The sequence below is a fragment of the Butyrivibrio sp. LC3010 genome, from assembly GCF_000424385.1.
Taxonomy (GTDB): Bacteria; Bacillota; Clostridia; order Lachnospirales; family Lachnospiraceae; genus Butyrivibrio.
In genome coordinates, this window is record NZ_KE384179.1 from 1 (window position 1) to 25,388 (window position 25,388).

The following is a 25,388-nucleotide window of genomic DNA, read 5'->3' on the forward strand; positions in this document are numbered from 1 at the left end:
CCTTGATGGCACAAAAAATAACTGCTACACTGCTGCAAACGACGGAGAAAATCTGATTGTTCTTGAGTTCTTCGCCGTCGGTGATTAACCGTCAGCAGTTATTTTTTGTGCTGTCAAGGGTGGCGTCCGGCTACCTCAATCTAAATATCTGCATTTTTCAAGGTTCATCTGAGCCTATTTTTTTGACCCAGTTTTTTCATAGATTATTTGACACTATCTTTTCATCAGCCCAAAATCAAACTTCAGTGCCATTTAATGTACGATATTGGCCGCATCACCACGAAGCGGTCTCTCATCACACTTATTTAGTCCAAGATATGCATTATAGATACTCTTATCCTGGGTCATAATTCTCAATGATCCGGTTGCATGAACATTCTCATCAGGTAAAGTGAAAAAGTTATAGATATCAAGAGAGCCTCCGCCCTCAATATTTGCATTTATTATTCCGCTTAAATTCCAAAAGCCATCTATAACAAAGGCATTTTCATCAACAGGATTCGTATCACCGGGGTTATCAGGTATGGCCTCTGTGATTTTCATGGAAATCTTCAGATTGTCATCTCCATCATTCTCAATGTAGAGTTTTCCAATTTCCTTCCCCAAGAAAAGCGGTGATGGTGCAAATACTGTCTGATCCGGATGATGATAGATAACCATGTCCCAGGTACCTTCAAGCTTACTCTTATCTGTCACAGTCTGTGAAAGAGGATGTATATCGTAATAATAGATTTTCTCAAAATCATCGTAGATCAGGTTATCCAAAAACCAATCAAAATCAGAGAGTTCCACCTCTGTCTCCCTGGAAATGTTTCCCGGATCACCAGGCATTGTAGCCGTGAAATTCCCATTACCTTCTGCATTTTCCTGATTTGAAAATGTGTTACTTCCCCTATCTTCTGAAGGACCGGCGATGCTTCGCATACCAAATGCTGAAGTATTCATGACAATTACCGCCATAGATAGCATTACAGCTGCCAAAATATGATTCTTATTATGCATACCGGCCTCCTTTCATTTGTGGACAATACTTCCATTTTCTCATGCTAATTTAATTTTCTCATATAAATATAAAAACCATGTAAAGAAAGCATTATTTTACTGATAAATGCGGTTAAATGTCGCGTAATTATCAAGAATGATCTCAACGCGTTTCTCTACTGTAGCTCTGCTGTATCGCTCTACTATATTTCTTCTAGCCATCGTCTCACTCCTTTGAAATGGTCTCATACACTTGGAAATATCGATATTCTTAAGACTCTTTAATCATAAGGCAACTGCCGTACAAAAAGCGGTCTCAATACGTTACGCGCTGTTCTCAATTTGTTACATAGAAAAAGGAGCAGCAATTATGCTACTCCTATCTGTCTAATTGGTCAGACACTGTCTGACCAATTCAAATCATTCTTTATTTGATTCTGAGTCTTCCATTATATTTTGTGGTTTTGTTAATGTTGTGGATAACTTTTCTAATTCCAGCGGACTGCAATCTACTATTCTTTGAAAATCTAACGTTTCAATCATGGACTCAGCCTTATCACCTTCATGATATGTATTGCCACAAGATCTGTATAACGCCTTAATCTTGGCCTTTCCTTTGCGACCAGATAGTTTTTCTGGTATATCAATTCCCAAGTATGCGCATACTCCCTGCAAATCAAAAAGGATTATATCTTCAATGTCTGCACTGGCAGCAAGATCAATTATCTCCTCTGCTTTTGCCTTTACCAAGTCCTTGCGTAATAGTCTCCAATCATCCTGATAAAACTTGGTAATATCATATTCGGAACTATCAGTGTCATAGCACAGAAAAACCTTCCATGGCATCTTATATTTCTTAGCGCATTTACTTGCAAACCACTTTCCGGAATGCGATACCTGTGTAACCGTACCAACAATATTAAATTTTATCAATATAGTCTCTGCGCCATTGTCCCATTCAAAATAAATGTCGCCATTGTCAAGATTGTCGCCCTTCACAAACGAGCAGTTATTCTGTTCTGCAAGCCATTTCAAGAAAGTTCTATAAAATACTTTCTCTGTCGCTCCCTCTAAGACAAAGGCTATGCCCCTTGTATACTCTCCCAAACTCAGTTCACCTCCAAATAGCTCTCTAATATTTCAAATGAATCTGAGTCACCGGATAGTAGTTCAAATAGGTATTCACCTACTGAAAGGCCAAGATCACGGGCATTAGATACAATATTTTTGACCTTATTTTTTTGAATCCTTCTAAATTCCGCAACTCCGTTGGCATTAGGAATACCGACATAGATTTTCTCAGGTTTAAGGTACTGTACAAGGTATGGCGAATGGCTAGAAACAATAAGTGGAGCATCTCCTAAAGCTTCATTAATTATTTCAAGCAAATTCTTAATCATTCGAGGATGAATACTAGTCTCAATTTCCTCAACTCCAACTATCCCTGCCTTGACAAGGTTTGCAACAAAAGCATTAGTTAGTAGCCAAATTGCTCTCTTTGTACCTGTTGACATGTTCGCCATACTAACAGGCTGATTCATAAACTCACTCTTCACGAATAATCTATATACATGCTCGCGTATTTTAAACGGTATCTCTTTTTCTATTTCTTCAGGTGTTAGTTCTTTGTCTCCTACCTTAACAGCAATCTGTTTTTCCATGTTCTGATCCATCAAGGTGAATTCGTTTAAACTTATGGATGCAAAGTCAGGGAATAGCGTATATACCGCTTCCTCGAACAATTCATAAAGCTCAGGATTCTTCTTTTTTAGAACAAATAATGCCTTTGGAACATCTGCATCATCAAATCTTATTGAATCCTCCTCATCCTCAATATATTCAAGAGGAGATGGTTGATATCTATCGCCTAAATCCAATGACGAACAAACTCTAAATGTAATGTCATGAATATCCTTGACTACGCCCGAAATATCAATGTCATCTAAAAGAGCTAATACATCAATTGCTAGCTGCAGATCATCAAGTTCAATCTTCCTGTATGCTACTGTATCCTTGCCTTTTCGATATTTCCCTTCGTTACGTTTTAAGAAAGAATTATATCTGACACTGGTATTTTCTCTTGCTTCAATCCATTCATTAGTAATCACTTCACCGGAATCATCATCTCGGTGCCACTTAAATGAAAAACCATATCTAACGAACTTATACTCCGCTAGCTCTTCATCGCAGAATTCAACCTCAAAATAATATTCATCATCCTGCATAATGGTACATAAAGGAATTCCTTTTATCCATGACATCATGTTCTTTCTACCCTTACGTGACTCATGAATAAAATCAAAACCAAAATCTATGGCCTCCATAAGATTAGATTTGCCATAATTATTTGTCGAAATAAGCGCACATATGCTATCTAGTTCAAGCCGCGTCTTTTTTATATTCTTAAAACCTGCTACAGTGATACTATTAATCTTCACCTTTTTTCCTCCATATTTCCTGATATTACAATACCAAATTTTATAAATGAATTCAATCTATACATGTACTTCATTTTATTTTTATATATCATGTAGAGTTTTTAGTTCTATGAATTATAGCTTTAAATAAAATTCATTATTTATTATATATCAATACTCAATTCTGTCCTTAAATTCATTTTTCAAATACCTACTGCTGTATTATTTTTTATTGTTATAAATATATCAATGTTTAATTCATTTATATTTTAGTCGATATATTCTCCTAAATAAAAATGAATTAAACTTTTCGGCCCCAAAAAGTTTAATTCATTTTCAAATCCTCATTATTTAATTGACACAAATACCGCCCCAATAAGTATAAGTATGACACCTGCTATTTTTCTTTTAGTAATCTTCTCGTTAAGAATCAAATACGAAAGAAACATTGTCCACATATAGGTCAAAAAGATGCGATAGCCAGTAATCTCTTCAAGTTAACACCTCTTATCATACTTCCAATATCTGCTCAACTATTTCCCTTCTTCTATCCCTTAATAGCAGTAGCTGGTTATATTTGTAATATTCTTCCGAGCCTTCATTCTGAATGAAATTAAGGCTGTAATGTCCTGCATCAAGTCTTGTAAGGAAAAGAACCATCTCCTGCTCTTCTCCATAGATTTTCTGAAGGAAAGTAAAGCAGTTGGACAGGTGCTTACCTGTTGTATGTGCATTTCCTCTGCGGTCTTTTTCCCGGCCTTGGAACCAAACCTTAATCTGCTTCTTGGCATCTTCATCCTGTATTCCATTAATCTGGGCTTCGAGCTCTTCGAGGGCTGAGATTGTCTTCTTTAATACTATTTCAGAAGACTTGTTCATAAGGTGTTCACCTGCCTTGTGGTCATACTCCTCCATAAGCTCTGATACTCTCTTTGAAAGTCTCTCATATACACAACTTACTGCATCTTTATTTTCTTCTGCCACAGAACTATTATTCCCTATTGAATCACTACTATTCTCTCTAATTCCTGCTGCCTTACCATCTCCGCTCTGAGGCGCATTTCCCTTAACAATAGCAAGAATCTCCTTTTGTACCTGCTTCTGAACATTCAGTTCTCTGTCGTAAGAAGAAAACTCCTGATTAAGTCTGTCAATCAGCAGATTTATGATACTGAGCTTTTCATCAAAGGGCGCTTTTCTTAGCTTATCGCGCTCTGCGGGTATGCTTCCCTTAAGGATTTCTCCTATGTTATAGAGGTCCTCATACTTGTGGTAGAGGGCGTAATACATAGCAAAATCTCTTGCAATTTCAGGCTCCTGCAGATACTGGATAGTAACCTTTTCATCCACTTCGATTCCAAGCTTTTCATAAGCTCTGATAAGCTGTGATAAATCCTCCCAGCCTCTTGCGGTGACAAAACGTTTTCCCTGGATGTCATTTTTAATGCTGTAAAAGTTGTCCTTGTGAATATCAAGGTATGCAAGGATTGAACCATGCACTCCGTTCACATCGGCATATTCCTTGAAGGCTTCAAGATCCTCTTCGATGTCAATTCTCTTTACACGGTCAAGGGTTACAATATCAAAATCCCTTACAGCCTTGTTGTACTGGGGCGGATTTCCTGCGGTTACGATAATAAAGCCCTCGGGAACCTGATGCGCACCAAAGGTCTTATACTGTAAAAACTGAAGCATGGTGGGAACCAGTGTCTCGGACACGCAGTTGATCTCATCAAGGAAAAGTATGCCTTCCTTAACTCCCGTCTGATTTATCCTGTCATATACAGAGGCAATGATCTCACTCATGGTGTACTCGGTTACAGAAGTTTCCTTTCCGCCGTATTCCTTTTTTGAAATAAATGGGAGTCCAATCGCACTTTGTCTTGTGTGGTGAGTTATTGTGTATGAAACCAGATTTACAGACAGTTCCTCTGCAACCTGCTCCATGATAGCGGTTTTTCCTATACCCGGAGGTCCTATTAGAAGTATCGGGCGCTGTTTCTGAACAGGAATCAAATAGTTTCCCATCTCATCCTTTTTCCGATACGCTTTGATCGTATTGATAATTTCCTGTTTTGCTTCTTTGATATTCATTTATGCTCCTTTATATTGAGATTCTTGAACGCCTTTTCCTTATCGCTTTTAAGAAGTCATGACTTTTTGTGGGCAAAAGCGGAAATCGCCCACAAAAATCCTGCCTTCGGCAGGACACGCCCCTCGCTTCGCGAGGACCTGGTCCAATACGATTCCCGTTTTTCTGAGGAAAAACAGGAATCTATGACTTCTTGAACGCAAAAAGGTAAAAGCGTTCAAGAATCCTGCGTTCCGCAGGACACGCCCCTCGCTTTGCGAGGGCCTGGTCCAGTACGATTATTGAATTTCTGAGGAAATTCAATAATCTATGTATAACTGGATTGCCCAGTTTGGCATCTTGTCTGCACCGTTTTGTTTATCCATAGGAAAAACAAAGGCTGTATCATAATCTGTGGGATTCTCAGGATAATCACCGAATCCGTCCGTGAAATACATAAGTCCCCTCAGATGCTTTAACTGTCCCTTTCTTCTAAGGTCATCAACATACGAAAAGACAGGTCTGAAATCAGTACCATAACCACCTGCCACTTCAAAATTTCGGGCGTATTCTTCCATCTCTTCGGGGTGATTTATTTCAATATCCTTCTGCACCTTGTTATCACATTCAATGATGTGAACATGGATCTGCCTGAAAAAGTTACCACTCATCCTGAGTATCCCCGCTGTCTCATTCAGGAAACTCTGAACCAGCTCCTCTGAGCATGAAGCAGAGGTGTCAATTGCTATGACAAGCTCATCTATCTTGTGGGTCTCGCTGTACTCATTTTCCTCAATTAGCGGCATATTACCATAGATTTCCATTCCATAATTATAAAGTCCGTAGTCAAAGGAATCGGGGTCTATTCGTATCTCTTCCCTGACAACAGCTATCTGATTCAAAAACTCCGTGTAATAAACCTTGTCTGCGGTTTCAGCTTTCAGATAAAACTTAAGGCTTCCGCTCTCCTTGCTCTTCTCATCACCAAGACTTGCAATGTCACTCTTTATTCTCTTGGCGGTATTTTTCCAGGCATCCTCTATTTCCTTTTTATTGGCTCTTCTAAGCCTCATCTGCATCTGCATATCGATGTCAGGCTTATCCTGCTTTTGGTTCTCGTCCTTCTTATCCTCAAGGCGCTCCCAGAAACCGTGATCGTCAAACTTAAATTCCCTCACAAGGCGGTTCCAGGTATCCTCTGTGATCAAACTCTTTTCTCCGGATTTGCCCGATTTACTTACGCCGGTACTATCCTCTACAGTTGTCTCTGCAATATCACTCCCGGTACTATTACCTGCTGCTTCCGATGAACTTCTTTTGTATGATTCACTCTTATCCAAAAAAGAAACATTCTCACTTGAACTATTAGTATAAGAATATTCCCCCCAGCTGACATGGCTCTCAAAGTAGTGATATATCTTCTCTGCGGTCAGCACCTTCAGCTCTTCCTGAAGCTTATCATACCATCTCTCCCTGAGGTCAGAGCTCACGCGATAGATGCACTGATAATCCATGGAGTCAAGTATATGCTCAACCGCTATATCGCAGGCAAGATCCCACATCTCAGTGTCACCAAACTCAGCCGCCCTGTACAAATGTCTGAACATGCAATGCAGCAGCATATGCAGGTAAGTTCTGTTTAACTTAGAGGGATCCTCCACATAGGTTTTGAAAACATAATTAGGATTGTAAAGAACGCTCTCGCCGTCAGTCCCGACAGAGGTGGTGCTAAGATCCTTTCTGATCTCCAGTACCGAGAGGCCAGGCGCCAAAAAGCGCATGGATAAAAGCAGTTCAGTTTTCACAGAATTCCATATTTTATTTCCAAGTTTTTCCTGTTGTTCGTTTTTTGTCATATATTAAAAATCCAATTCCAAAAATCCATCATCCTTTAGAGCATCTGCGCCTTCTGCAGTTTCCATAGAAAGGCTGTTTGCATAATTCATTAACATTCCCACAAGGGCAGTCATCCCATGGTCAGATGCTATATGTGACAGCTGATCTGCGACCTCTTTCCCGATAAACTTCCTTTTAATATAGAAATCAAAATGATCCTCCGGACCGGAATCCGGTTCTGTAACTATACCATTTTTCAGGTTGATCACTCTCTTTAGATTCTTAAGAGCATTTTGAGACAGCCAGTTTTCATAATTATTCCTGCTATCATCAGAGAGTTCATACGGGAACGAGAGTCTTCCGATAGCAATCATCTCCGCTGTAACGCTGTCATCAGCTGACGCTTTGGAGAACATATTATCATACTCTCTGAAATTTATCTCACTGGCTTTAACACATTCGCGATAGGCATAGCCTGTCCCTTCGATAGCAAACTGAATTGTCCTTGCCATTGTATTTTCAACGAAGTCATAATTAAAACCGGGGAAAACCAGAAATGCATCCTCTCCCGAAAGATGCATTCTAAAGGCCAGTCTTCTGTCGTTATCCTCCAGAATTCGCCTTATAATCTGATAATTTCCACGGTTTATGTCTATTTCTATTTCGGTCAGATTTTCGCACTGCCTCGTACTTCCATCCAGGTATTCAGTGACGCTGTCTGACATTTTAATTTTCCTTAAATTACTGCAATTGTGAAAAGCAAAGCCCAGTATGGTATGTATGGAATCAGGAACATGAATCTCCTCTATATCTTTTCTTGAAGAAAATGCATGATTCCCGATTACTTCTACCGGGTACTCTTTATTGTTTTCATCAGTGGCACTTTGTGGGATTTCCAAAACTCTCTCCCGCGTGCCTGCAGGTGTTTCTTTGTCTCCTTTTATTTCAAAAAAGCTGTGGTCAGCTCCATTTTTCAATTCAAATGTAAAGCTCATTGTATTTAAATGTACTCCGCCAATGTATTATATAATCTCCCTGAATCTATCGGCTTTACAAGATGTGAGTTCATGCCTGCCTTGAGGCTTTGCTCATAATTTTCATGAAAAGCATTTACCGTCATTGCTATGATCGGAATATTCTTAGAAGTAGGGATAGTAGTAGTATCTCTTATTTGGCGGGCAACTGCAAGACCATCTATATCCGGCATGACAATATCAAGTAAAATGAGATCGAATTTTCCATGTTCAGTCCTGTAGGTCAAAAGCGCCTCCCTTCCATCTCTTACAGTAATGACCTCGGCACCCTTTGCTCTTAACAGCTTATCAATGATTTCAAGATTAATCTCATCATCATCTGCCACAAGTATCCTCTTCTTTGAAAAATCATAAGAACGGGAATTCAGAATCGCAAGCTGCTCACCTGTTATATATGGGAATTTAATCTTCACATCTATGCTTAATCCGCCGTCATCCTCTTTCTTCACTGTGACATTATCCGTTCCCAGCTCATGAACATAGCACCTGAAAATGAAAATCATGGGATCCATTGTATCAATGGTCGAATACATATCATACTCAAGCCCTTCATACTCAAGCTTTAGAGCATCTATCTGACTGCTGGATAAAGACACATCAGTCCCATGTACCTTGAATCCTATTTCAAGTATTCTGTTCACTTCTTCATTTCTATATATATCGAATTCAATTCTGCTCTTACTGGATAATGTCTCGGAAACTATTCTTATCATTTTTCTAAGAACCTGGAACAGGATAGAATAATCCGCAACTATAACATAATCTTTTAACTCATCATCTTTTACATCAATTTCCACTCCTTTGTGTTTTAGGAAAAATGACATATCATTCAGTAATGCTTTAACCAGATCAGAAATCTTGATACTCTCAGCATGGAGGCTTACGTTTTTCATAACAATCTGACGCATAGCCATTACATCATCCAGGGACTCATTCATTTCACGTCCGGCACGGCTTATCTGATCAAGATAATGCTCAATGGATACCCCGCTGTCCTTAGTGTCCCTGGCAAGTTTAGAAAACTCGATGATAGAATATAATGGTCCTCTTACAGTTCTGCTCATCTGCTCAAGAAATGAGTCACTAAAATAAAGCTTATGCCTGGTTTCAATAAGCTTGTCACGGATATTTTTATTATCTGTCATACCGATTTTCCCCTCTAGAAAAAAATAATAAATGTGAGATAATAATACCATAACATCGTTAAGTTTACTATAAATTTAATTGTGAAAAAGGGGATCTATTATGTACACACATCAAGACATGTCAGTGAATATTCAGCCACATTGTGTTGTTGGGATAGGAGCATCCGCCGGCGGTCTTGAAGCCCTTCAGCAGTTTCTTACTTTCCTGCCTTCCAATACAGGTATGGCATTTGTAATAATCCAGCACCTTGCTCCCAATCACAAGAGTATGCTTGTAGATATTCTTGGTAAATATAATTCCATGCCCATAACCGAAATTGAGGATGGCATGTCTGTAGAGCGAAATCATATATATATGATTCCTCCCAAATATAATATTGAAATTCAAAATGGCATATTGAAGCTTAAAGAGCAGAACTCCCAGGAGATAAATCATCCTATTGATATCTTCTTCCGTTCTCTTGCCTATGCTTATGAAAATCGTGCAGTTGCCGTCATCCTGTCAGGAACAGGCTCCGATGGCACCAATGGCATAAGAGCCATAAAAGAACAAAATGGTATGATCATAGTTCAGTCTCCGGAATCCGCTAAATTCGATGGAATGCCGCGAAATGCCATTACCACAGGTTTCGTGGACCTGATGTTAAAACCGGATTCCATAGCAAGAGAGCTTGCTCATATATCTAAATCCATGATCGATGCAGAGGCTCAGATCGGAACAACCGATGATGATCTTCTTTCCAAGATTTTCGCAATACTTAAGAACGTCACCAATATTAACTATGCTTATTACAAGCAGACCACTATCTTAAGGCGAATAGAGAGGCGTCTGGTTGTTACCCACAACAGGAACCTTCAGGAATATGTAAATTACATGACCAATAATCCTGAAGAAGCAAAGCTTCTTGCAAAGGAAGTTCTTATTGGTGTTACCGCTTTTTTCAGAGATTCCGATTATTTCGAAGTACTAAAGGAAACCGTCATCAAAAAGCTTATCACCGATTCTCATTTAGATGATGAGCTTCGTGTCTGGGTTGCAGGTTGTTCTACCGGTGAAGAAGCTTATTCCATCGCAATTTTGTTTGCAGAAGCCATGGAAGAGCTCTCAATCCGCCGCGATATAAAAATATTTGCCACTGATCTTGACCCTGACTCCATCGGAACTGCCGTACGTGGTGTTTATGGCAATAATATAATAGAAGATGTTTCTGTTGCACGCCTTTCCAAGTATTTCACAAGAAAGGGCAATAAGTATGTCATCCACCATGATATAAGGAAGATGATTATTTTTGCACAGCACAATGTATTCCAGGATCCGCCCTTTGGAAAACTGGATCTTATCTGCTGCAGAAATGTGCTTATCTACTTCCAGACTGTACTGCAGAGGAATCTCTTTGCTATTTTCCACATGGCATTATCTGACAGAGGTTATCTGTTCCTTGGACGCTCGGAGTCAGTAATTGATTACTCCGATGTTTTCAGAGTTGTGTGTGCTGATGAAAAGATTTTCATTCACTATGCTGAAGGCAATGCACCATCCCACGAGCAGCTTGCCTACTCCATGAGTAACATAGAGACACCGATCGATCCTATCGCTGTTTCAGGCTATGATGACGATGAGCCGGTTTATTATAAAGCTCATGAAATCGACACCTCAGTCCTTGAAAAGCTCATGCCCGCCACAGTTTTGATCAATGATAAAAATGAATTGGTAAGAAGCTACGGCGACTGCTCGAAGCTCATATCCCTGCCTGTTGGCCAGGTCACTCTTGATATTTTCCAGCTTATCAGAAATGACCTTAAGATTGCTCTGTCAACAGCTCTGAAGGAAGCACGACTTGAAAAAGGTCAGAAGGCTTACACAGATATTCCTATTGAAATAGAAGGGAAAGGCGAATTTGTTTCAATAGTGGCTCAGCCTATCAATGATAATCACGGTCAGGAAACTGACTTTACTGCCATCTCTTTCTTAAGGGGAAGGCAGAATATGAGCATCGATATGCAGGAGTATCAGGTCGATATTGCTGCCACTCAGCGTATATCCGACCTTGAGCACGAGCTCAAGATGACCAAGAACTCCCTGCGTCAGACTGTTACTGAACTTGAGTCAACAAACGCTGAACTCCAGGCTGCTAACGAAGAGCTCCTTACTGCAAACGAAGAGCTTCAGTCCAGTAATGAGGAACTTCAGTCCGTTAATGAAGAGTTATACACCGTTAATTCGGAATACCAGTCGAAGGTTACAGAGCTGGCTGTTGCCAACAATGATATGGCGAACTTCCTCTCTTCCACCCTTGTGGGCATCCTCATGGTGGATAATGACCTCAACATCAGGAAGTATACAGAGTACATTTCCTCAGAATTCAGCGTGGCAGATCAGGACGTAGGAAGGTCTCTTAGATATATCAGTTATAATTTTGCAACAATTGACCTTATCGCACTATGCCGCACCGTACTTAATACGATGAACCCTGTGGAGAAAAGATGTGCTTCTGTTGCAGGAAAAACTTATCTCATAAGAATTGCACCCTACCATGAAATAGGTGTCATCGATGATCCCGAGGATGGCAGCCGTAAAAAGAAGCGTGAGCTTAAAGGTCTTGTCCTTACCTTTGTTGATACGACAAAGCAGATTGACGATCAGGAACAGATTGATGAGATGGGAAAAGCACTCCGTGCCGCAGTAAAATCCAGCCGCGAGAAGGAATCCTTCCTGTCACAGATGTCTCACGATATGAGAACTCCTTTAACAGCTATATTTGGCCTCACCCAACTTTCTCTTCAGGAGAATGATGTGTCTGACACCATAAAGGATAATCTTGATAAGATACTCACTTCCAGCAAATACCTTCTTTCTCTTATAGAGGAGATACTGGAAACAAGCCGCATTAACGCAGGTAAGATAGTATCTATCAGTACAGCCATTAAGGAAGAAGCTATCCTGACATCAATTTCAACTATTGCGCGTGAGCAGGCAAGAGGTGCAGGACTTCATTTCAACTGTAAGGTATCGGGTTCCAAGGATCGTTATGTGCTTATGGACACCAAGCATGTGGAAAGATCGCTGTTAAACCTTCTTTCCAACAGCATCAAGTTCACCCCCAGTGGCGGAGATATTTTCTTTACAACCAACATCACATACACGGATGAAGAAGCAATCCATACCTATATAATCAGAGATACCGGAATAGGTATAAGCGAAGCTTTCCAAAAGAAGATGTTCCTTCCATTTGAGCAGTACCGAGAAGCTGATGATATTTACAGAGAGGGTTCAGGCCTTGGTCTTTTCATCTGTAAGAGTCTTATTGAGCTTATGGGTGGTACCATCAGTTGCACAAGTGCTCCGGGAAAAGGCACTGAATTTGTTGTGGTGCTCTCCTATCCCATCGCCACAGATGAGCAGATTTCGCTTCACACTCAGCGCTCAGAAAAGTATGAAGATCAGCTACTGTTTGGCAAAACCGTTCTTCTTGCAGAAGATAACACCATTAACGCTGAGGTTATAATAAAGCTTTTAAAGACAAAAGGAATACATGCAGAGGTAGCAAGAGATGGTCAGGAAGCTGTTGATATGTTCAAGACCAGACCACCTTACCACTATCAGGCTATTCTCATGGATTTGATGATGCCTGTAAAGAGCGGACTTGAAGCATCAAAGGATATACGTGCGCTTCGTAATCCGGATGCAGCAACAATCCCGATAATCGCATTGACAGCTGACATAGCAAATGACGTAGAGCATAGAGCTGAAGCTGCCGGAATGGATAGAGTGCTTGAAAAGCCTATCGATCAATCGAAGCTTTTCTCATATCTTGCTACTCTTATCCAGAAGCAATTGGATGAGCCAATCTTATAATTTTCCAGGTAATAGCAAGGAAAAGCAAAACAAACTCGGCTCTCACTAAGAGGAAAAAGAATGCAGAATAAAAAAATAGAGGCTCTAAATACCTGGGGTGCAGATACCGCTTCGGCTATTAAAAGAATGCTTGGTGATGAGGAGTTCTATCTTAGTCTGATAGATGTCTTCATAACCAATAATGATTGGGATGACTTTGTTCATCTTATGTCAGAAAAGAAATATAAGGATGCCTTTGTGGTATCCCACAGAATGAAGGGTTCCTGCGCTGATCTATCCCTTACACCGCTTTACTATGCACTATGCGATGTAACAGATGATCTCAGAAATGAAATCCGCCCCTCCCTCATGTACAACTATGAGCGAGCCGTAAAAATCAGAGACTCTCTGCTCGAAGCCCTGAAGTAGGTCACGTGTCGTATAATTACGGCCAGACACATTACAGCCATCCGTTAATGTGCGTTTTCGGCTGCGCAGTGATTTTCTAAAACTCAATAATATAAAGTTTAAGGCTGCCACATCGTGACAGCCTTTGTTATAATTTTGAAATTTATGATAATACCATGGAGTCATTAACTTCATCGTTTCCGGCTTCTTCGAATTTCTGAAGAAGGTCTGAAACATTAAGTTTTTTCTTTTCTTCGCCTGATACGTCATAGATGATTTTTCCTTCGCTCATCATAATCAGTCTGTTTCCGTGGGCGATGGCATCCTTCATGTTATGTGTAACCATAAGAGCTGTAAGGTGGTGCTCCTGAATGATGCTCTCGGATATCTCAAGAACCTTCTTCGCAGTCTTGGGATCAAGTGCTGCGGTGTGCTCATCAAGAAGCAGCAGATCAGGCTTTTTAAGGGAAGCCATAAGAAGTGTTACAGCCTGTCTCTGACCACCTGAAAGAAGTCCAACCTTACTTGTGAGGCGGTCTTCAAGTCCAAGATCAAGAGATTTTAAGAGTTCCTTATACTGTGCTCTCTCAGAGTTGTTAATTCCGCTCTTTAAGCCTCTGCTCTGTCCGCGTCTTGCAGCCAAAGCAAGGTTTTCTTCTATCTGCATTGTAGCAGCAGTTCCCATCATGGGATCCTGGAAAACACGTCCTATGTATTTTGCTCTCTTATATTCAGGAAGCTTTGTAATATCATGTCCGTTAAGAACAATACTTCCTGCATCCACAGGCCAAACACCTGCAACAGCGTTAAGGATTGTGGACTTTCCTGCTCCGTTACCACCGATAACAGTTACGAAGTCTCCGTCATTTAATGTGAGGTTGACACCGTTTAGTGCAACTCTTTCATTGATCGTACCTTTATTGAATATTTTTACAAGGTTTTTAATTTCTAACATAATTTATCATCCTCTTTTTCTGTGCAATTTCTGTTACAAACAAATTATCTCTGCTTTACTTTTATTCCAAGGTATCCCTGAATTGCAGGTATTCCAAGGAAGATAGCAACGAGCACTGCACTCAAGAGTTTGAGATATGTTGAAGGAAGTCCAAGCTGAAGTACTATTGCGATAACGATGTAATAAATGATCGCACCAACAACTGAAACGCCCATTCTTACAGCAAAATTGTGTCTTGAACCAAAAATAACTTCACCGATGATTACAGCTGCAAGTCCTATTACAATTGCACCACGGCCGGCGTTTACATCAGCATTTCCCTGATACTGTGCATAAAGGCCGCCTGCGAAAGCTGTCAGGCCGTTACTTACCACAAGACCAATTCTGATGCATCTTCCGGTGTTTATGCCCTGAGCTCTTGCCATGTTCTGATTACAACCTGTGGCACGAATCGCTGAACCTATTTCACTTCCGAAGAACATGTACAGAAGGAATATTATTATTGCAATAATGATTACACTCATGAGTATTGAATAGTTGATAAATCTAAGGCTTACAATAAGCGCATACTGATCTACACTGATGGCCTGGTTCGATTTTCCCATGATAGCAAGGTTAATGGAATACAATCCAAGCTGTGTAAGAATTCCGGAAAGTATCGGCGGAATCTTCAGCATTGTGTGAAGAAGACCGGTGATATATCCGGCACACATTCCTGCGATAAAGGAACAAATTAGTGCAACATATACACTCTGACCTGAAAGCATCAGCATGACACAGGTAGCACCACCTGTACAAAATGAACCGTCAACAGTCATGTCCGCATAATCAAGCACTTTAAATGTTAAGAAAACACTGATTGCCAGGATTCCCCAAATTAGTCCCTGGGCAACTGAACCCGGCAGTGCATGCAATAATGAAACCATAAAAAACTCCTTCTCTACAAGAACGAAGGTGCTCATAAAATCCGGGCACCTTCGCACTTTAATTCTTATATTTTTTAGATATCTGCAGAAATTGGCTTAGCCAGATCTGCTTTTATACAAGGATGGAACTAGTACAGTTGAATCGTATTGAACTAAGTCCTCGCGAAGTATCTTACTCACCCATCTCGATAGCAACAAGGCCTTCAAGAAGACTCTCATCAAACTCGATAGCAGTTACTGTCTCAGGATTGTACTCAGATGTAATACCCTCAGATACGAACTCGATAGGCATTGTTGCAGGGTTCTTACCATTTACAAGAATTTCATACGCCTGCTTACCTGCTGTCACACCAAGATCATAATAACTGATTGAAAGTGTAGCAAGGCCACCATTCTTACACATATTCTCCTCACCGCAGATGATGGGAAGCTTCTCAGGCCAAGCTGCATTCTTAATGATAGACATGTTATCAGCGATAGTGTTATCTGTAGGGATGTAGAGGCAATCACTGTTTGCAATTGCATTAGTTACAACAGACTGAATCTCATTTGAATCAGCTACTGTATATTCCTTGTAGGAAATGCCTGCTGCATCAAGAGCTTCCTTAGCAAGATCAACCTGGAACTTTGAATTTGCCTCAGATGAGCAATAAAGAATTCCAACCTGCTTTGCATCAGGTACGAGCTTCTGAAGAAGTGCAATCTGCTCATCTACGGGAGCAAGGTCAGAAGCACCTGTTACGTTTGTTCCGGGTTCATTGTTATCCTTGATAACGCCTGCTGACTTGTAATCAGTGATTGATGTTCCAACAACCGGGATATCGCCTGTAGCTGCTGCTACTGCCTGAAGTGCAGGTGTAGCATTGGCCATGATAAGATCATCCTTATCATTAACGAATTTTGTTGCGATAGTTGCACAGTTGGTCTGCTCACCCTGAGCGTTCTGATAATCGAACTCTACAGAATATCCATCAGCTGCAAGTGCTTCCTCAAGTCCTTCCTCAAAGCCCTTGGTAGCAGCATCAAGTGCGGGATGCTCAACAAGCTGGATAACACCTACGTGGAAAGTCTTTCCCTCTTCCGGCTTATCAGCGGTCTCCTCTGCAGCTTCCTCAGTAGCTTCTTCTGTAACCTCAGCAGCTTCCTCTGTGCTCTCAGCTTCTTCACTATCAGCCTCTTCTGCGCTCTCGGCTTCTGAAGATGCCTCTGCAGCTGTATCTTCGTCAGCTTTTTCCTCTGTGCCAGCCTGTGTTGTACTTGTGTTTCCACCTGCTGTACGTGCGCAGCCTGTCATGCTAAAAATCATTGCGCCGCTAAGAATTGCGGCAAGAATTTTCTTTTTCATACTTATCCTCCTCGTTCTAGAAATTGCAAAAACATTTTGACGCTTTAAACTGTAAAAGTGTTCTTGTACTATAATATCGCAAACATAATATTTGGTCAATCGAAATAATGTAAATGCTTACAATATCAGCATAAGATTATTCATATTCATCACAGGAACAAATTTGCCGTCCTTTGTAAATCACATAGATAAGACTTAGAAAATGCATCAAAAAAGGAAAGGTAGTCACATAATATGATCACCTTTCCTTTCTTTGTTTTGGCTATGCCATCATATTTATCATTGTCAGTTTGCTTACAACTATATTTTCTATAAAATACCAAAACTGATGCGATTGCTTATATTACTTTGGACACTAAATGTCACTATTATTATTTAATATATGGTGACCTGCTTCGTTATCATCAGTAGTCGATGCAGCTAAGAATTTAAGCTTAAGATATCTTTTCCTGAACTTCCCTTTCATGAATCTCCTGAATTTCATCATGAGCGGAAAGCATAGGCTTTATATCTTTTCCAAGTAGTTTTCTCTCAACATAGTTGTGTGTAATTTTCATAACTGTTCCGCTCAATGTGATGACACCGATAAGGTTCGGGATTGCCATCATTCCGTTGAAAGTATCTGAAAGATCCCATGCAAGAGTCAGATCCATGGTAGCACCAACTACAACGAAAGCAACAAATATGATCTGGTAGAACTTTACGCTCTTTGTGCCAAAGAGATATTCAAAGCCCTTACTTCCATACTGGCTCCATCCAAGTACGGTTGAGAATGCAAAACACAAAATAGCAACAGCAATAAAGCCTGCTCCGAATCTGCCAAATACTGATGAAAAAGCCTCAGCCACAAGTGCTGTTGAAACCTGGTCTGATACAACTTTTCCTGTATTAAGATCAACAAGACCGCTTGATAAAATTGTGAACGCTGTAATAGTACAAACAATCATTGTATCTGCAAAAACCTCGAAGATTCCCCACATACCCTGGATTACGGGCTCTCTTACATTAGAACTTGAGTGAACCATAACTGAGGAACCAAGTCCGGCTTCGTTGGAGAATACACCTCTTTTCATACCCCACTGAACTGCCATGGCAACGCCGCTTCCGACAATACCGCCGCCAACTGCACGAGCTCCGAAAGCTCCTTTGAATATTGAAACAAAAACTGCACCGAACTGTCCGATATTTGTCGCACAAACAATAAGCGCTCCAAGTACATATATTACTGCCATGAAAGGAACAAGCTTCTCAGTTACAGCTGCAATTCTCTTTAATCCTCCAACAATTACAAGACCTGCAAGCATCATAAGTATCACACCGGTAACGAGGCTGGGGATTCCAAAAACAGAATTCATGTTAACTGCTATGGAATTAATCTGTCCCATATTTCCTATACCAAATGAAGCAAATACGCAAAATACGCTGAAAAGAACTGCCAGAACACTGCCTACCTGACGGCATCCTTTTTTAGCACCAAGTCCATCCTTAAGATAGTACATAGCACCGCCGCACCACTCATTTTTCTCGTTTCTTCTTCTGTAGTAGATACCAAGGACATTCTCTGAAAAGTTAGTCATCATACCAAAGAATGCAACCACCCACATCCAGAAAATAGCTCCGGGACCGCCTGCTGCAATGGCTGCTGCAACACCGGCAATATTTCCTGTTCCTATAGTAGCTGCGAGTGCCGTACAGAGACTCTGGAACTGTGAAATCTGGGTATCCTCTTTGCCTGTGTGAGCAGTTACATGATCATCCTTGAAGATTCCGCCCACGGTGCTTTTAATCCAGTGTTTGAAATGTGATATCTGAAAAAATCTTGTCAGACAAGTCATCAGAATACCGCATCCAACCAGCAGTATCAGCATGGGTAATCCCCACACGAAACCGTTCACAGCGTTATTGACGTTTTCCACAATTGATAAAAAGTTTTGCATATCTCCTCCTAAATAAAGCACTGAATGTCGTAGAAAATTTGACGTAATTTCCTTTGGGTATGAATAAAGATGCTCCACTTTCATGGAACATCTTTGTTCTTTTTCATAATATATCAAATTTTACACTTTAACGCAATACATTTGTAAAGCGAAAAAGAGTTTACGTGAGCAACACGATTCAAATAATCTGACAAAATCTACAATTAAAGGTATTTATCCCGAAGATGTTTGTATATATTATCTTCTTCCTTCAATGTTATAATTGTCCCGGATAGAAAAAATGGATTCTACCATTGATGGAGGAGAAAATATGGGAAAAATATTATGGGGAAAATGTCCAAAATGTCATGCGGCAGTCTACGCAGATAAAAATCAACAGATTATTAAATGTGAAGTTTGTGGTACCAACATTCCAAATGCATCGGCTATTGACAAGAGCATGGAGGCAAAAAGTATCGCGTCAAATGCACTCACTTTTATTCTCGTAGCACTTGCATTTATCATCGGAACAAGCGCATTTATGTTTGCAAGAATTCTTCATAATGTAAGGGTAAAAAGAGCGAATGAAACAGCAATAATTTCAGAAATCAAGACTGATGAATCAAGTGACAATACTGATACAGCAAAAGATACTGGCAGAGAAGAAGTAGAACATCTGGGACCAGAATTTGACAGTGATGCTCACTACGTTTCTGATGACCAGTTAACTGACCATGAGTGGCAGGCAATAGATGATGCAAAATTCTTTTTAGGAACAACCTTCTATTCTAAGTATGAGCTTATGTGCCAGCTTGCAGCAACCGCTGATCCTGAATATACACAGGATGAAGCACAGGTAGCAATTGAATATCTTGAGGCACACGATCTGGTTGACTGGAATCATGAATGCGCAGAAGCAGCTCAGCTCTATCTTGATATTTATGATGGTTATACAAAGGATGAATTAAAATCAGCCCTCACCAATAAAATGTTGCGCTTTAGTGACGAACAGGCTGATTACGCACTTGCGAAGATGGGATATAAGTAAACCAAACTCGTTAAAATCTCTGCTTTAAAGAGCTGTGTTCTTCTAGATACTCATAAAAGCTTCGGCGCTTTTGCTTTAATGCTTTCATCATAGAAAACGGCAGCGGGATTATCTATATGATAATCCGGTTTGCCGTTTTTAATTTGCAAAGTTACTATCGCGATTCCGCAATTTGGTAAAAGGCCTTCTCCCCAAAACTCCGCGAGGTTCCTTTCTCCACGAATGTGCATCAGCAGTGCCTTACTCAATGCCCCATGTACACTGATGAGAACTGAAGTATCCTGGTTCAAAGCCTGATTCATATCTTGATTCAAATTTCGATTCAAATCTCGCTTCAGATTTTGGTTCACCTCTTGATTCAGATATTCGTCCAAATTCCCTTCAGTCTCGCTATAATTTTCAAATACCATCGGCTCAATTACAGTAGTCAGGAATTCCTTTGCCCTCTCGCAAAGCTCGCTTAAAAGCTCAGGCGATTCAGAATTGTTCTGAATAACAGATGGCAGATTATCCCTTCTCCAGCTCAGGACTGCTTCCTCATATTTATCGGGAGCAGTTTTAAAGAATCTAAATGGGGAGTTATCGTCTGCGGTCATCTCCTCCACTTTTCCGCCATCCATAAAGCCAAAGCTCAGTTCTTTTAAGCGGTCATCGGTAATTATTTCAATTTGAGGGCTATCCTCAGCTATACTTTGCCTATCTTCATCTGTAATATTTTCTTTCTGACTATAAATTATTCTGTCCCTATTATAATCATCGTCGGTAATATCTCCCTGCTGCCCAAGCACGATCCTTGCAGTCTCCACAGAGCGCTTAAGCGGACTGGAATAGACCTTGTCAAAAGTAATTCCCTTTTTCCTAAGTCCTTCTCCGGTCGCTTTAGCCATAAGCCTTCCAAAATCATCCAGAGGAATATCTGTCTGCCCCTGTATTAAATGCCTGTTATTCCATTCAGTTGTTCCATGACGAAGTATATATAATTTCACTGTATTACTTTCCTTAAAAATTGCTCAAAACAATATAATGATTTTCATTTTGTCTAAGCTCAAGACAATATGTAATGGCCTTCATTTTGCCTAAGCTCAAGACAATATATAATGGCCTTCATTTTGCCTAAGCTCAAAGCTTCTCCAATTTTATTTTAAATGCTATCTGTCTTGGCGTTTCCATCTCGTCAAACTGTACCAGATAACAATTATCTGCCGCATTGATCTCAAGGATTGTTCCCTCTCCCAGAATGGCATGCCTTATGCGCTGTCCGGGCTCAAGAAGATTTAGCTTTTCAGCTCCCTTTAAATGTCTTGAATCATTATCAATATATTTTCTTACGGCACTCATCATCGATTCATCCGGTTTTTCCGTAAATTCCAAAAGATTTTGATCTATATCCAAAATAAATCGCGAAGGATATCTCGGTATTCCCTCAAAGTTCATGCCACCTGCTTCAGTTATAAAAAGTCGCTTTTTAGCTCTGGTCATTGCAACAAAAGCAAGCCTTCTCTCCTCTTCCATTCCCTCAAGGGTATGAATTTTTCTTGAAGGGAATATTCCCTCATTCATGCCGCACAAAAACACATATGGAAACTCCAGTCCTTTCGCTGCATGAACTGTCATGAGTCTTATCTTATCATCATTTCCTGCATCTGAATCCGCATTTGTAAAAAGTGCGATATGCCTAAGGTAATCTTCAAGTCCCACCTCTTCTCCACAGGTGGTCTCATACTCAAATACAGACTGCTTCAATTCTGCAAGATTATCAAGCCGCTCCTGAGCACCCTCGGTCCTTAGCATCTCCTCGTATCCGCTCTCGTTCAGAATCTTTGATAGAACCTCGGAAACAGGAAGCCCCTCATAGCTTTCTGAAAATCTGTCGATCAGATCAATGAATTTCTTAGCCTTGGTTCCCTTCATTATCTCATGATCAAGATTGTCATTTAGTGCTTTATACAAACTGCAGGAATTGTCAGCAGCATACTGCTCCAGAAAGCTCATACGCCTTTTTCCAAGATTTCTCTTAGGAACATTTGCAATCCTTCTAAATGAAATGTCATCACGGTACACAATCATTCGCAAGTAACAGAGCGCGTCCTTTATCTCCATCCTTCCAAAGAACTGCACACCCGAATAAATGGTGTATGGAATCTTTTCCTTTAAAAGTCCCTCTTCAATAGTCCTGGTTACATAATGCGCCCTGTAAAGAATCGTGATATCACGGTAAGGAATCCCCAATCCCTTTAAAGCAAGTATCTCTCCTGTTATCCAGTCCGCTTCATCTGCAGTATTTGGCGCAAGGTGACACAAAACACTCTCTCCGTCAGGGAGTGTCGCCGAGAGTTCCTTTTTTATCCTCTGCTTATTTGTATCTATCAATGAATTGACAGCCCTCAAAATCTGAGGTGTAGAACGATAGTTGTCATTCATCATTATGGTCTTTACATCAGGAAAATTCTTATCAAAGTCCAGGAGGTATTTGACGTTAGCACCTCTCCAGGTATAGATGGTCTGATCAGGATCTCCCACTATGAAAAGATTCTTGTGATAACCTGCAAGCACTTCCATTAGCTCATACTGAAGGCTGTCAATATCCTGAAACTCGTCTATCATTATGTATTCAAGCCTCTTTTGCCACTTGAGCTTAATGTCCTCATTCTGGCTGAAAATATAGAGACTGAATTTGATCAGATCATTATAATCAAGCCCAAAGCACTTTTTCTCCTGATATAGATATCCATAAAACAATATGTCCTGTACATCTGTTGCCTTATCATATTTTTCCTTAAGAGTATCAAGGGACATCGTAATCATATCAAGATAATACTCGGGTTCTGAAAAAATCTTCCTGATTTCAAACATGTCTCGTGCCTTACTAAAAGTCATGTCACGAAGAGACAGCCCTCTCTCCTCATAAATGATTTTGAGCATGTCATCTATATCTGAATTATCCAGCACCAGAAAGTTCTTAGGATAAGAAACCGCATGAGAATCCTCCTGAAGAACGGATACACAAAAACCGTGGAAAGTATTGATATATCCTGTATCATTGTCACCTGTAAGTCTATGGATTCGCTGCCTCATCTCGTTGGCTGATTTATTGGTAAAAGTTACACACAGGATATGGCCCGGCATTATCCCCAGACCATTAACAAGATAAGCAAATCGGTGAGATAAAGCTCTTGTCTTACCGCTTCCTGCTCCCGCTATGACGCGCACATAACCTTCTGTAGTGGTGACCGCCTCCAGCTGCGCTTTATTTAACCCTTCCAAAATCTCCTGCATAATACCTCTTTTACACTGCAAATTGAATTAGCTTAATGATTTGAACTTCACTAAGTACTTTTACTCAGACCAAACTTTTCTTTGCTCTTCATTGTACCAAACAAGCGTTCTTATTACAATATGAACTAACTTTTCCTACTTAATGTAACCCAACTTCCAGTATACAAAAGAAACATCCTAATAAAATAAAAACGACAGCTTCAGGTTTTTTTCACCATAAAGCTGTCGTAATCAGAGCAATATAAACGGCCTGCTTACGCGATTACCAATTCTAATGTTCACTGTCCCTTCGCGAATGGAAATGATCATCACCACCTCCCCCGCCGTTTGCCATAACGCCCATGTCAGAAATTGTTATGGTAGAAGCATCTACAAGGCTTGATGAATCAGCCTCCTGTCCTGAATCCGTTGATGGTATTGTGCCATCAAGCTGTCCTATAATACTCTCACATCTTAGCGGCACAAACTCATTTAATGACTGAACAGCTTTTTCAAATTCTTCAGTTGTACAGAACTTTGTTGGGTCACGGTCCACATACTCTGAGATCATTTCATAGGTACTGTTTATGAGCTCATTCAGATATCCACTTGTATAGAACTGCTCAATAAATGACTGAAAATATTCATGGTATTTTGAAGTATATTCATCAGTAGATGTAATCCACGAAAACATAGGTCTGTCAGTATCATCTTCAGATATAGACAAAGGTGTATCGATTGGATCATTGACTATACTTGTTGCATCATTTCCATTAAAAGTTCCAAAGGCAAGATTATAATCCCATGGGATAAAGGTCATAAGACCATCTTCCTCATAAAGATAGAAATTATGTATCATGCTGCCGGTGTAGCTGTCACCATTTACTACAAAATTGTGTACCACCATATATCGCATAAGAGCATCAGTATCTACTGCACTTTCGATGGCTTCTGTGTCAGAATTGGCGATGCCTTCACTTAATGATTTGATTGAATTGACAAGTCGCTTTTTATCGGACTTTGTGATATCCGTCTTGGCGCTGTCAAAAATTGCCGAGTAACTGTCTGTATCATCATCTATGTATTTTATCTTGGAGTCATCGCTTCCCATTCCGCCGCCGGGACCTCCACCTGGTCCACCGGATTTGTCTCCACCTGGTCCACCTTGCATTTCTCCGGGACCACCTGGCATTCCCTCACTAAAGTCACCGCTGGATTTTTTGCCTTCATCTGATGTATTCCTTTCGCTGTTATCTGAGGTATTCTTTTCGGTACCATCATTGTTTTCGCCTGATGTATTCCTTTCGCTGTTATCTGAGGTATTCTTTTCGGTACCATCATTGTTTTCGCCTGATGTATTCCTTTCGCTGTTATCTGAGGTATTCTTTTCGGTACCATCATTGTTTTCGCCTGCTTTCTCCTCAGAATTTTCTTTAAACGGATTTTCCATTCCAAGCTTGTCGAAATCCACATTTTTCATGTCAAAATCGCCACCGTTTCCACGGCCGCCACCCATTGACATTGTGTCCGGCTTATAGAGTTCTCCGTAACTTGTTCCATAATTCCGCTCAAGGAAAGAATCCTCAACAGCTTCAACTGCAAGGTATAATCCCCATTCCTCTCCGTTTACCGTTATATAACAATAGCTAACAAGTGGGGAACTCACACCAAATTCATACATAAGCTTATAGGTTATGTAATCTTTCATCATGGTGTAGTCCTGAATCAGGTTGTTTAAGCAAAGTTTATCCAAGCCATAATAGTTTCCTGTGGACTCATAGCAGTCGAATTCAATTTTAAAGCTATATCTGTCGCTATCAAGCTGGGATACCGTCGTAAGTGAGGTGTTTCCTTTACAGCGAAGACCTACATTTTTAATTGTTTCACCATCGATTGTCACATCAGCATTGGTATATTCCTCAGACAGAGCATTCTCTAAAAAACTGTCAAAATCATCTATTTCAATATCTATTGTATGAACATAACTGTCATCAAAGATTTTATTCTCATATCCAAAGGATACAGAATCATCTGCTGTGATTCCAAATGCTCTTCCATTCATGAAAAGTACAGTAACCAGAACGGCGATGACAGTTATGATAACGCATATCCTATTTATGTTTTTACTACTCGACATATGTTTTCCTCTTAAGCCCAAGCGAATTCCGCTTAGCGGATTCCTGAGACCTGTCCGATGTTTTCAAAATTGGTTTTGT

At 40.3% G+C, this 25,388-nt stretch carries 18 protein-coding genes; 3 read left to right on the plus strand and 15 right to left on the minus strand.

Annotated elements, in window-relative coordinates:
- Window positions 1-252 precede the first annotated feature (252 nt).
- From G622_RS0119840 to G622_RS0119875, 8 genes are all read right to left on the minus strand, one after another.
- Window positions 253-1,002, minus strand: coding sequence for a hypothetical protein (locus tag G622_RS0119840; protein WP_026512091.1), 750 nt, complete (start codon window positions 1,000-1,002; stop codon window positions 253-255).
- A gap of 399 nt (window positions 1,003-1,401) precedes the next feature.
- Window positions 1,402-2,088, minus strand: a complete 687-nt coding sequence (locus G622_RS23940; RefSeq protein ID WP_049945980.1) for a hypothetical protein — start codon at window positions 2,086-2,088, stop codon at window positions 1,402-1,404.
- 2 nt (window positions 2,089-2,090) lie between these two features.
- On the minus strand, window positions 2,091-3,419 hold the full coding sequence (locus tag G622_RS0119855) for an AAA family ATPase (RefSeq protein ID WP_026512092.1): 1,329 nt from the start codon (window positions 3,417-3,419) through the stop codon (window positions 2,091-2,093).
- Window positions 3,420-3,745: 326 nt separating this feature from the next.
- Window positions 3,746-3,865, minus strand: a complete 120-nt coding sequence (locus G622_RS27095) for an EamA family transporter (RefSeq protein WP_256374540.1) — start codon at window positions 3,863-3,865, stop codon at window positions 3,746-3,748.
- 43 nt (window positions 3,866-3,908) lie between these two features.
- Window positions 3,909-5,492, minus strand: a complete 1,584-nt coding sequence (locus tag G622_RS0119860) for an ATP-binding protein (RefSeq protein ID WP_026512093.1) — start codon at window positions 5,490-5,492, stop codon at window positions 3,909-3,911.
- 297 nt (window positions 5,493-5,789) lie between these two features.
- Window positions 5,790-7,325, minus strand: a complete 1,536-nt coding sequence (locus G622_RS0119865; protein WP_026512094.1) for a vWA domain-containing protein — start codon at window positions 7,323-7,325, stop codon at window positions 5,790-5,792.
- A 3-nt stretch (window positions 7,326-7,328) separates the two neighbouring features.
- Window positions 7,329-8,300, minus strand: a complete 972-nt coding sequence (locus G622_RS23945; protein ID WP_049945981.1) for a leucine-rich repeat protein — start codon at window positions 8,298-8,300, stop codon at window positions 7,329-7,331.
- A 5-nt stretch (window positions 8,301-8,305) separates the two neighbouring features.
- The gene (locus G622_RS0119875) at window positions 8,306-9,484 is read right to left on the minus strand and encodes a response regulator (RefSeq protein WP_026512095.1); all 1,179 of its coding nucleotides are present in this window, start codon (window positions 9,482-9,484) and stop codon (window positions 8,306-8,308) included.
- 100 nt (window positions 9,485-9,584) lie between these two features.
- Here G622_RS0119875 and G622_RS23950 point away from each other — a divergent pair, with 100 nt between their 5' ends.
- Together G622_RS23950 and G622_RS0119885 are read left to right on the plus strand one after the other, a co-directional pair.
- Complete coding sequence (locus G622_RS23950) at window positions 9,585-13,340, plus strand: chemotaxis protein CheB (protein ID WP_049945982.1); 3,756 nt, start codon at window positions 9,585-9,587, stop codon at window positions 13,338-13,340.
- Between the two features lie 60 nt (window positions 13,341-13,400).
- Window positions 13,401-13,748, plus strand: a complete 348-nt coding sequence (locus G622_RS0119885; RefSeq protein WP_026512096.1) for a hypothetical protein — start codon at window positions 13,401-13,403, stop codon at window positions 13,746-13,748.
- Window positions 13,749-13,890: 142 nt separating this feature from the next.
- Here the strand turns inward: G622_RS0119885 and G622_RS0119890 are convergent, their stop codons facing one another.
- The 4 genes from G622_RS0119890 to G622_RS0119905 all read right to left on the minus strand — a co-directional run bounded on the left by G622_RS0119890 (window position 13,891) and on the right by G622_RS0119905 (window position 18,890).
- Window positions 13,891-14,682 (minus strand): ABC transporter ATP-binding protein, encoded by a 792-nt coding sequence (locus G622_RS0119890; protein WP_026512097.1) that lies wholly within the window; start codon window positions 14,680-14,682, stop codon window positions 13,891-13,893.
- Window positions 14,683-14,726: 44 nt separating this feature from the next.
- Window positions 14,727-15,608: an ABC transporter permease gene (locus G622_RS0119895; protein ID WP_026512098.1), complete on the minus strand. Its 882-nt coding sequence runs from the start codon at window positions 15,606-15,608 to the stop codon at window positions 14,727-14,729.
- A gap of 172 nt (window positions 15,609-15,780) precedes the next feature.
- Entirely contained in the window at window positions 15,781-16,953 is a 1,173-nt protein-coding gene (locus G622_RS23955) for an ABC transporter substrate-binding protein (RefSeq protein ID WP_044958214.1), read from the minus strand.
- A gap of 434 nt (window positions 16,954-17,387) precedes the next feature.
- Complete coding sequence (locus G622_RS0119905; RefSeq protein WP_026512099.1) at window positions 17,388-18,890, minus strand: alanine/glycine:cation symporter family protein; 1,503 nt, start codon at window positions 18,888-18,890, stop codon at window positions 17,388-17,390.
- 310 nt (window positions 18,891-19,200) lie between these two features.
- Here G622_RS0119905 and G622_RS0119910 point away from each other — a divergent pair, with 310 nt between their 5' ends.
- Window positions 19,201-19,917 carry a hypothetical protein gene (locus tag G622_RS0119910; RefSeq protein WP_026512100.1) on the plus strand — a complete coding sequence of 239 codons (717 nt, stop codon included), beginning with the start codon at window positions 19,201-19,203 and terminating at the stop codon, window positions 19,915-19,917.
- 50 nt (window positions 19,918-19,967) lie between these two features.
- Here G622_RS0119910 and G622_RS0119915 read toward each other — a convergent pair whose 3' ends face one another.
- From G622_RS0119915 to G622_RS23960, 3 genes are all read right to left on the minus strand, one after another.
- Window positions 19,968-20,903, minus strand: coding sequence for a histidine phosphatase family protein (locus G622_RS0119915; RefSeq protein WP_026512101.1), 936 nt, complete (start codon window positions 20,901-20,903; stop codon window positions 19,968-19,970).
- Between the two features lie 133 nt (window positions 20,904-21,036).
- Window positions 21,037-23,193 (minus strand): ATP-dependent helicase, encoded by a 2,157-nt coding sequence (locus tag G622_RS0119920; RefSeq protein ID WP_026512102.1) that lies wholly within the window; start codon window positions 23,191-23,193, stop codon window positions 21,037-21,039.
- Window positions 23,194-23,464: 271 nt separating this feature from the next.
- Window positions 23,465-25,309 carry a CotH kinase family protein gene (locus G622_RS23960; protein ID WP_049945983.1) on the minus strand — a complete coding sequence of 615 codons (1,845 nt, stop codon included), beginning with the start codon at window positions 25,307-25,309 and terminating at the stop codon, window positions 23,465-23,467.
- Window positions 25,310-25,388 lie beyond the last annotated feature (79 nt).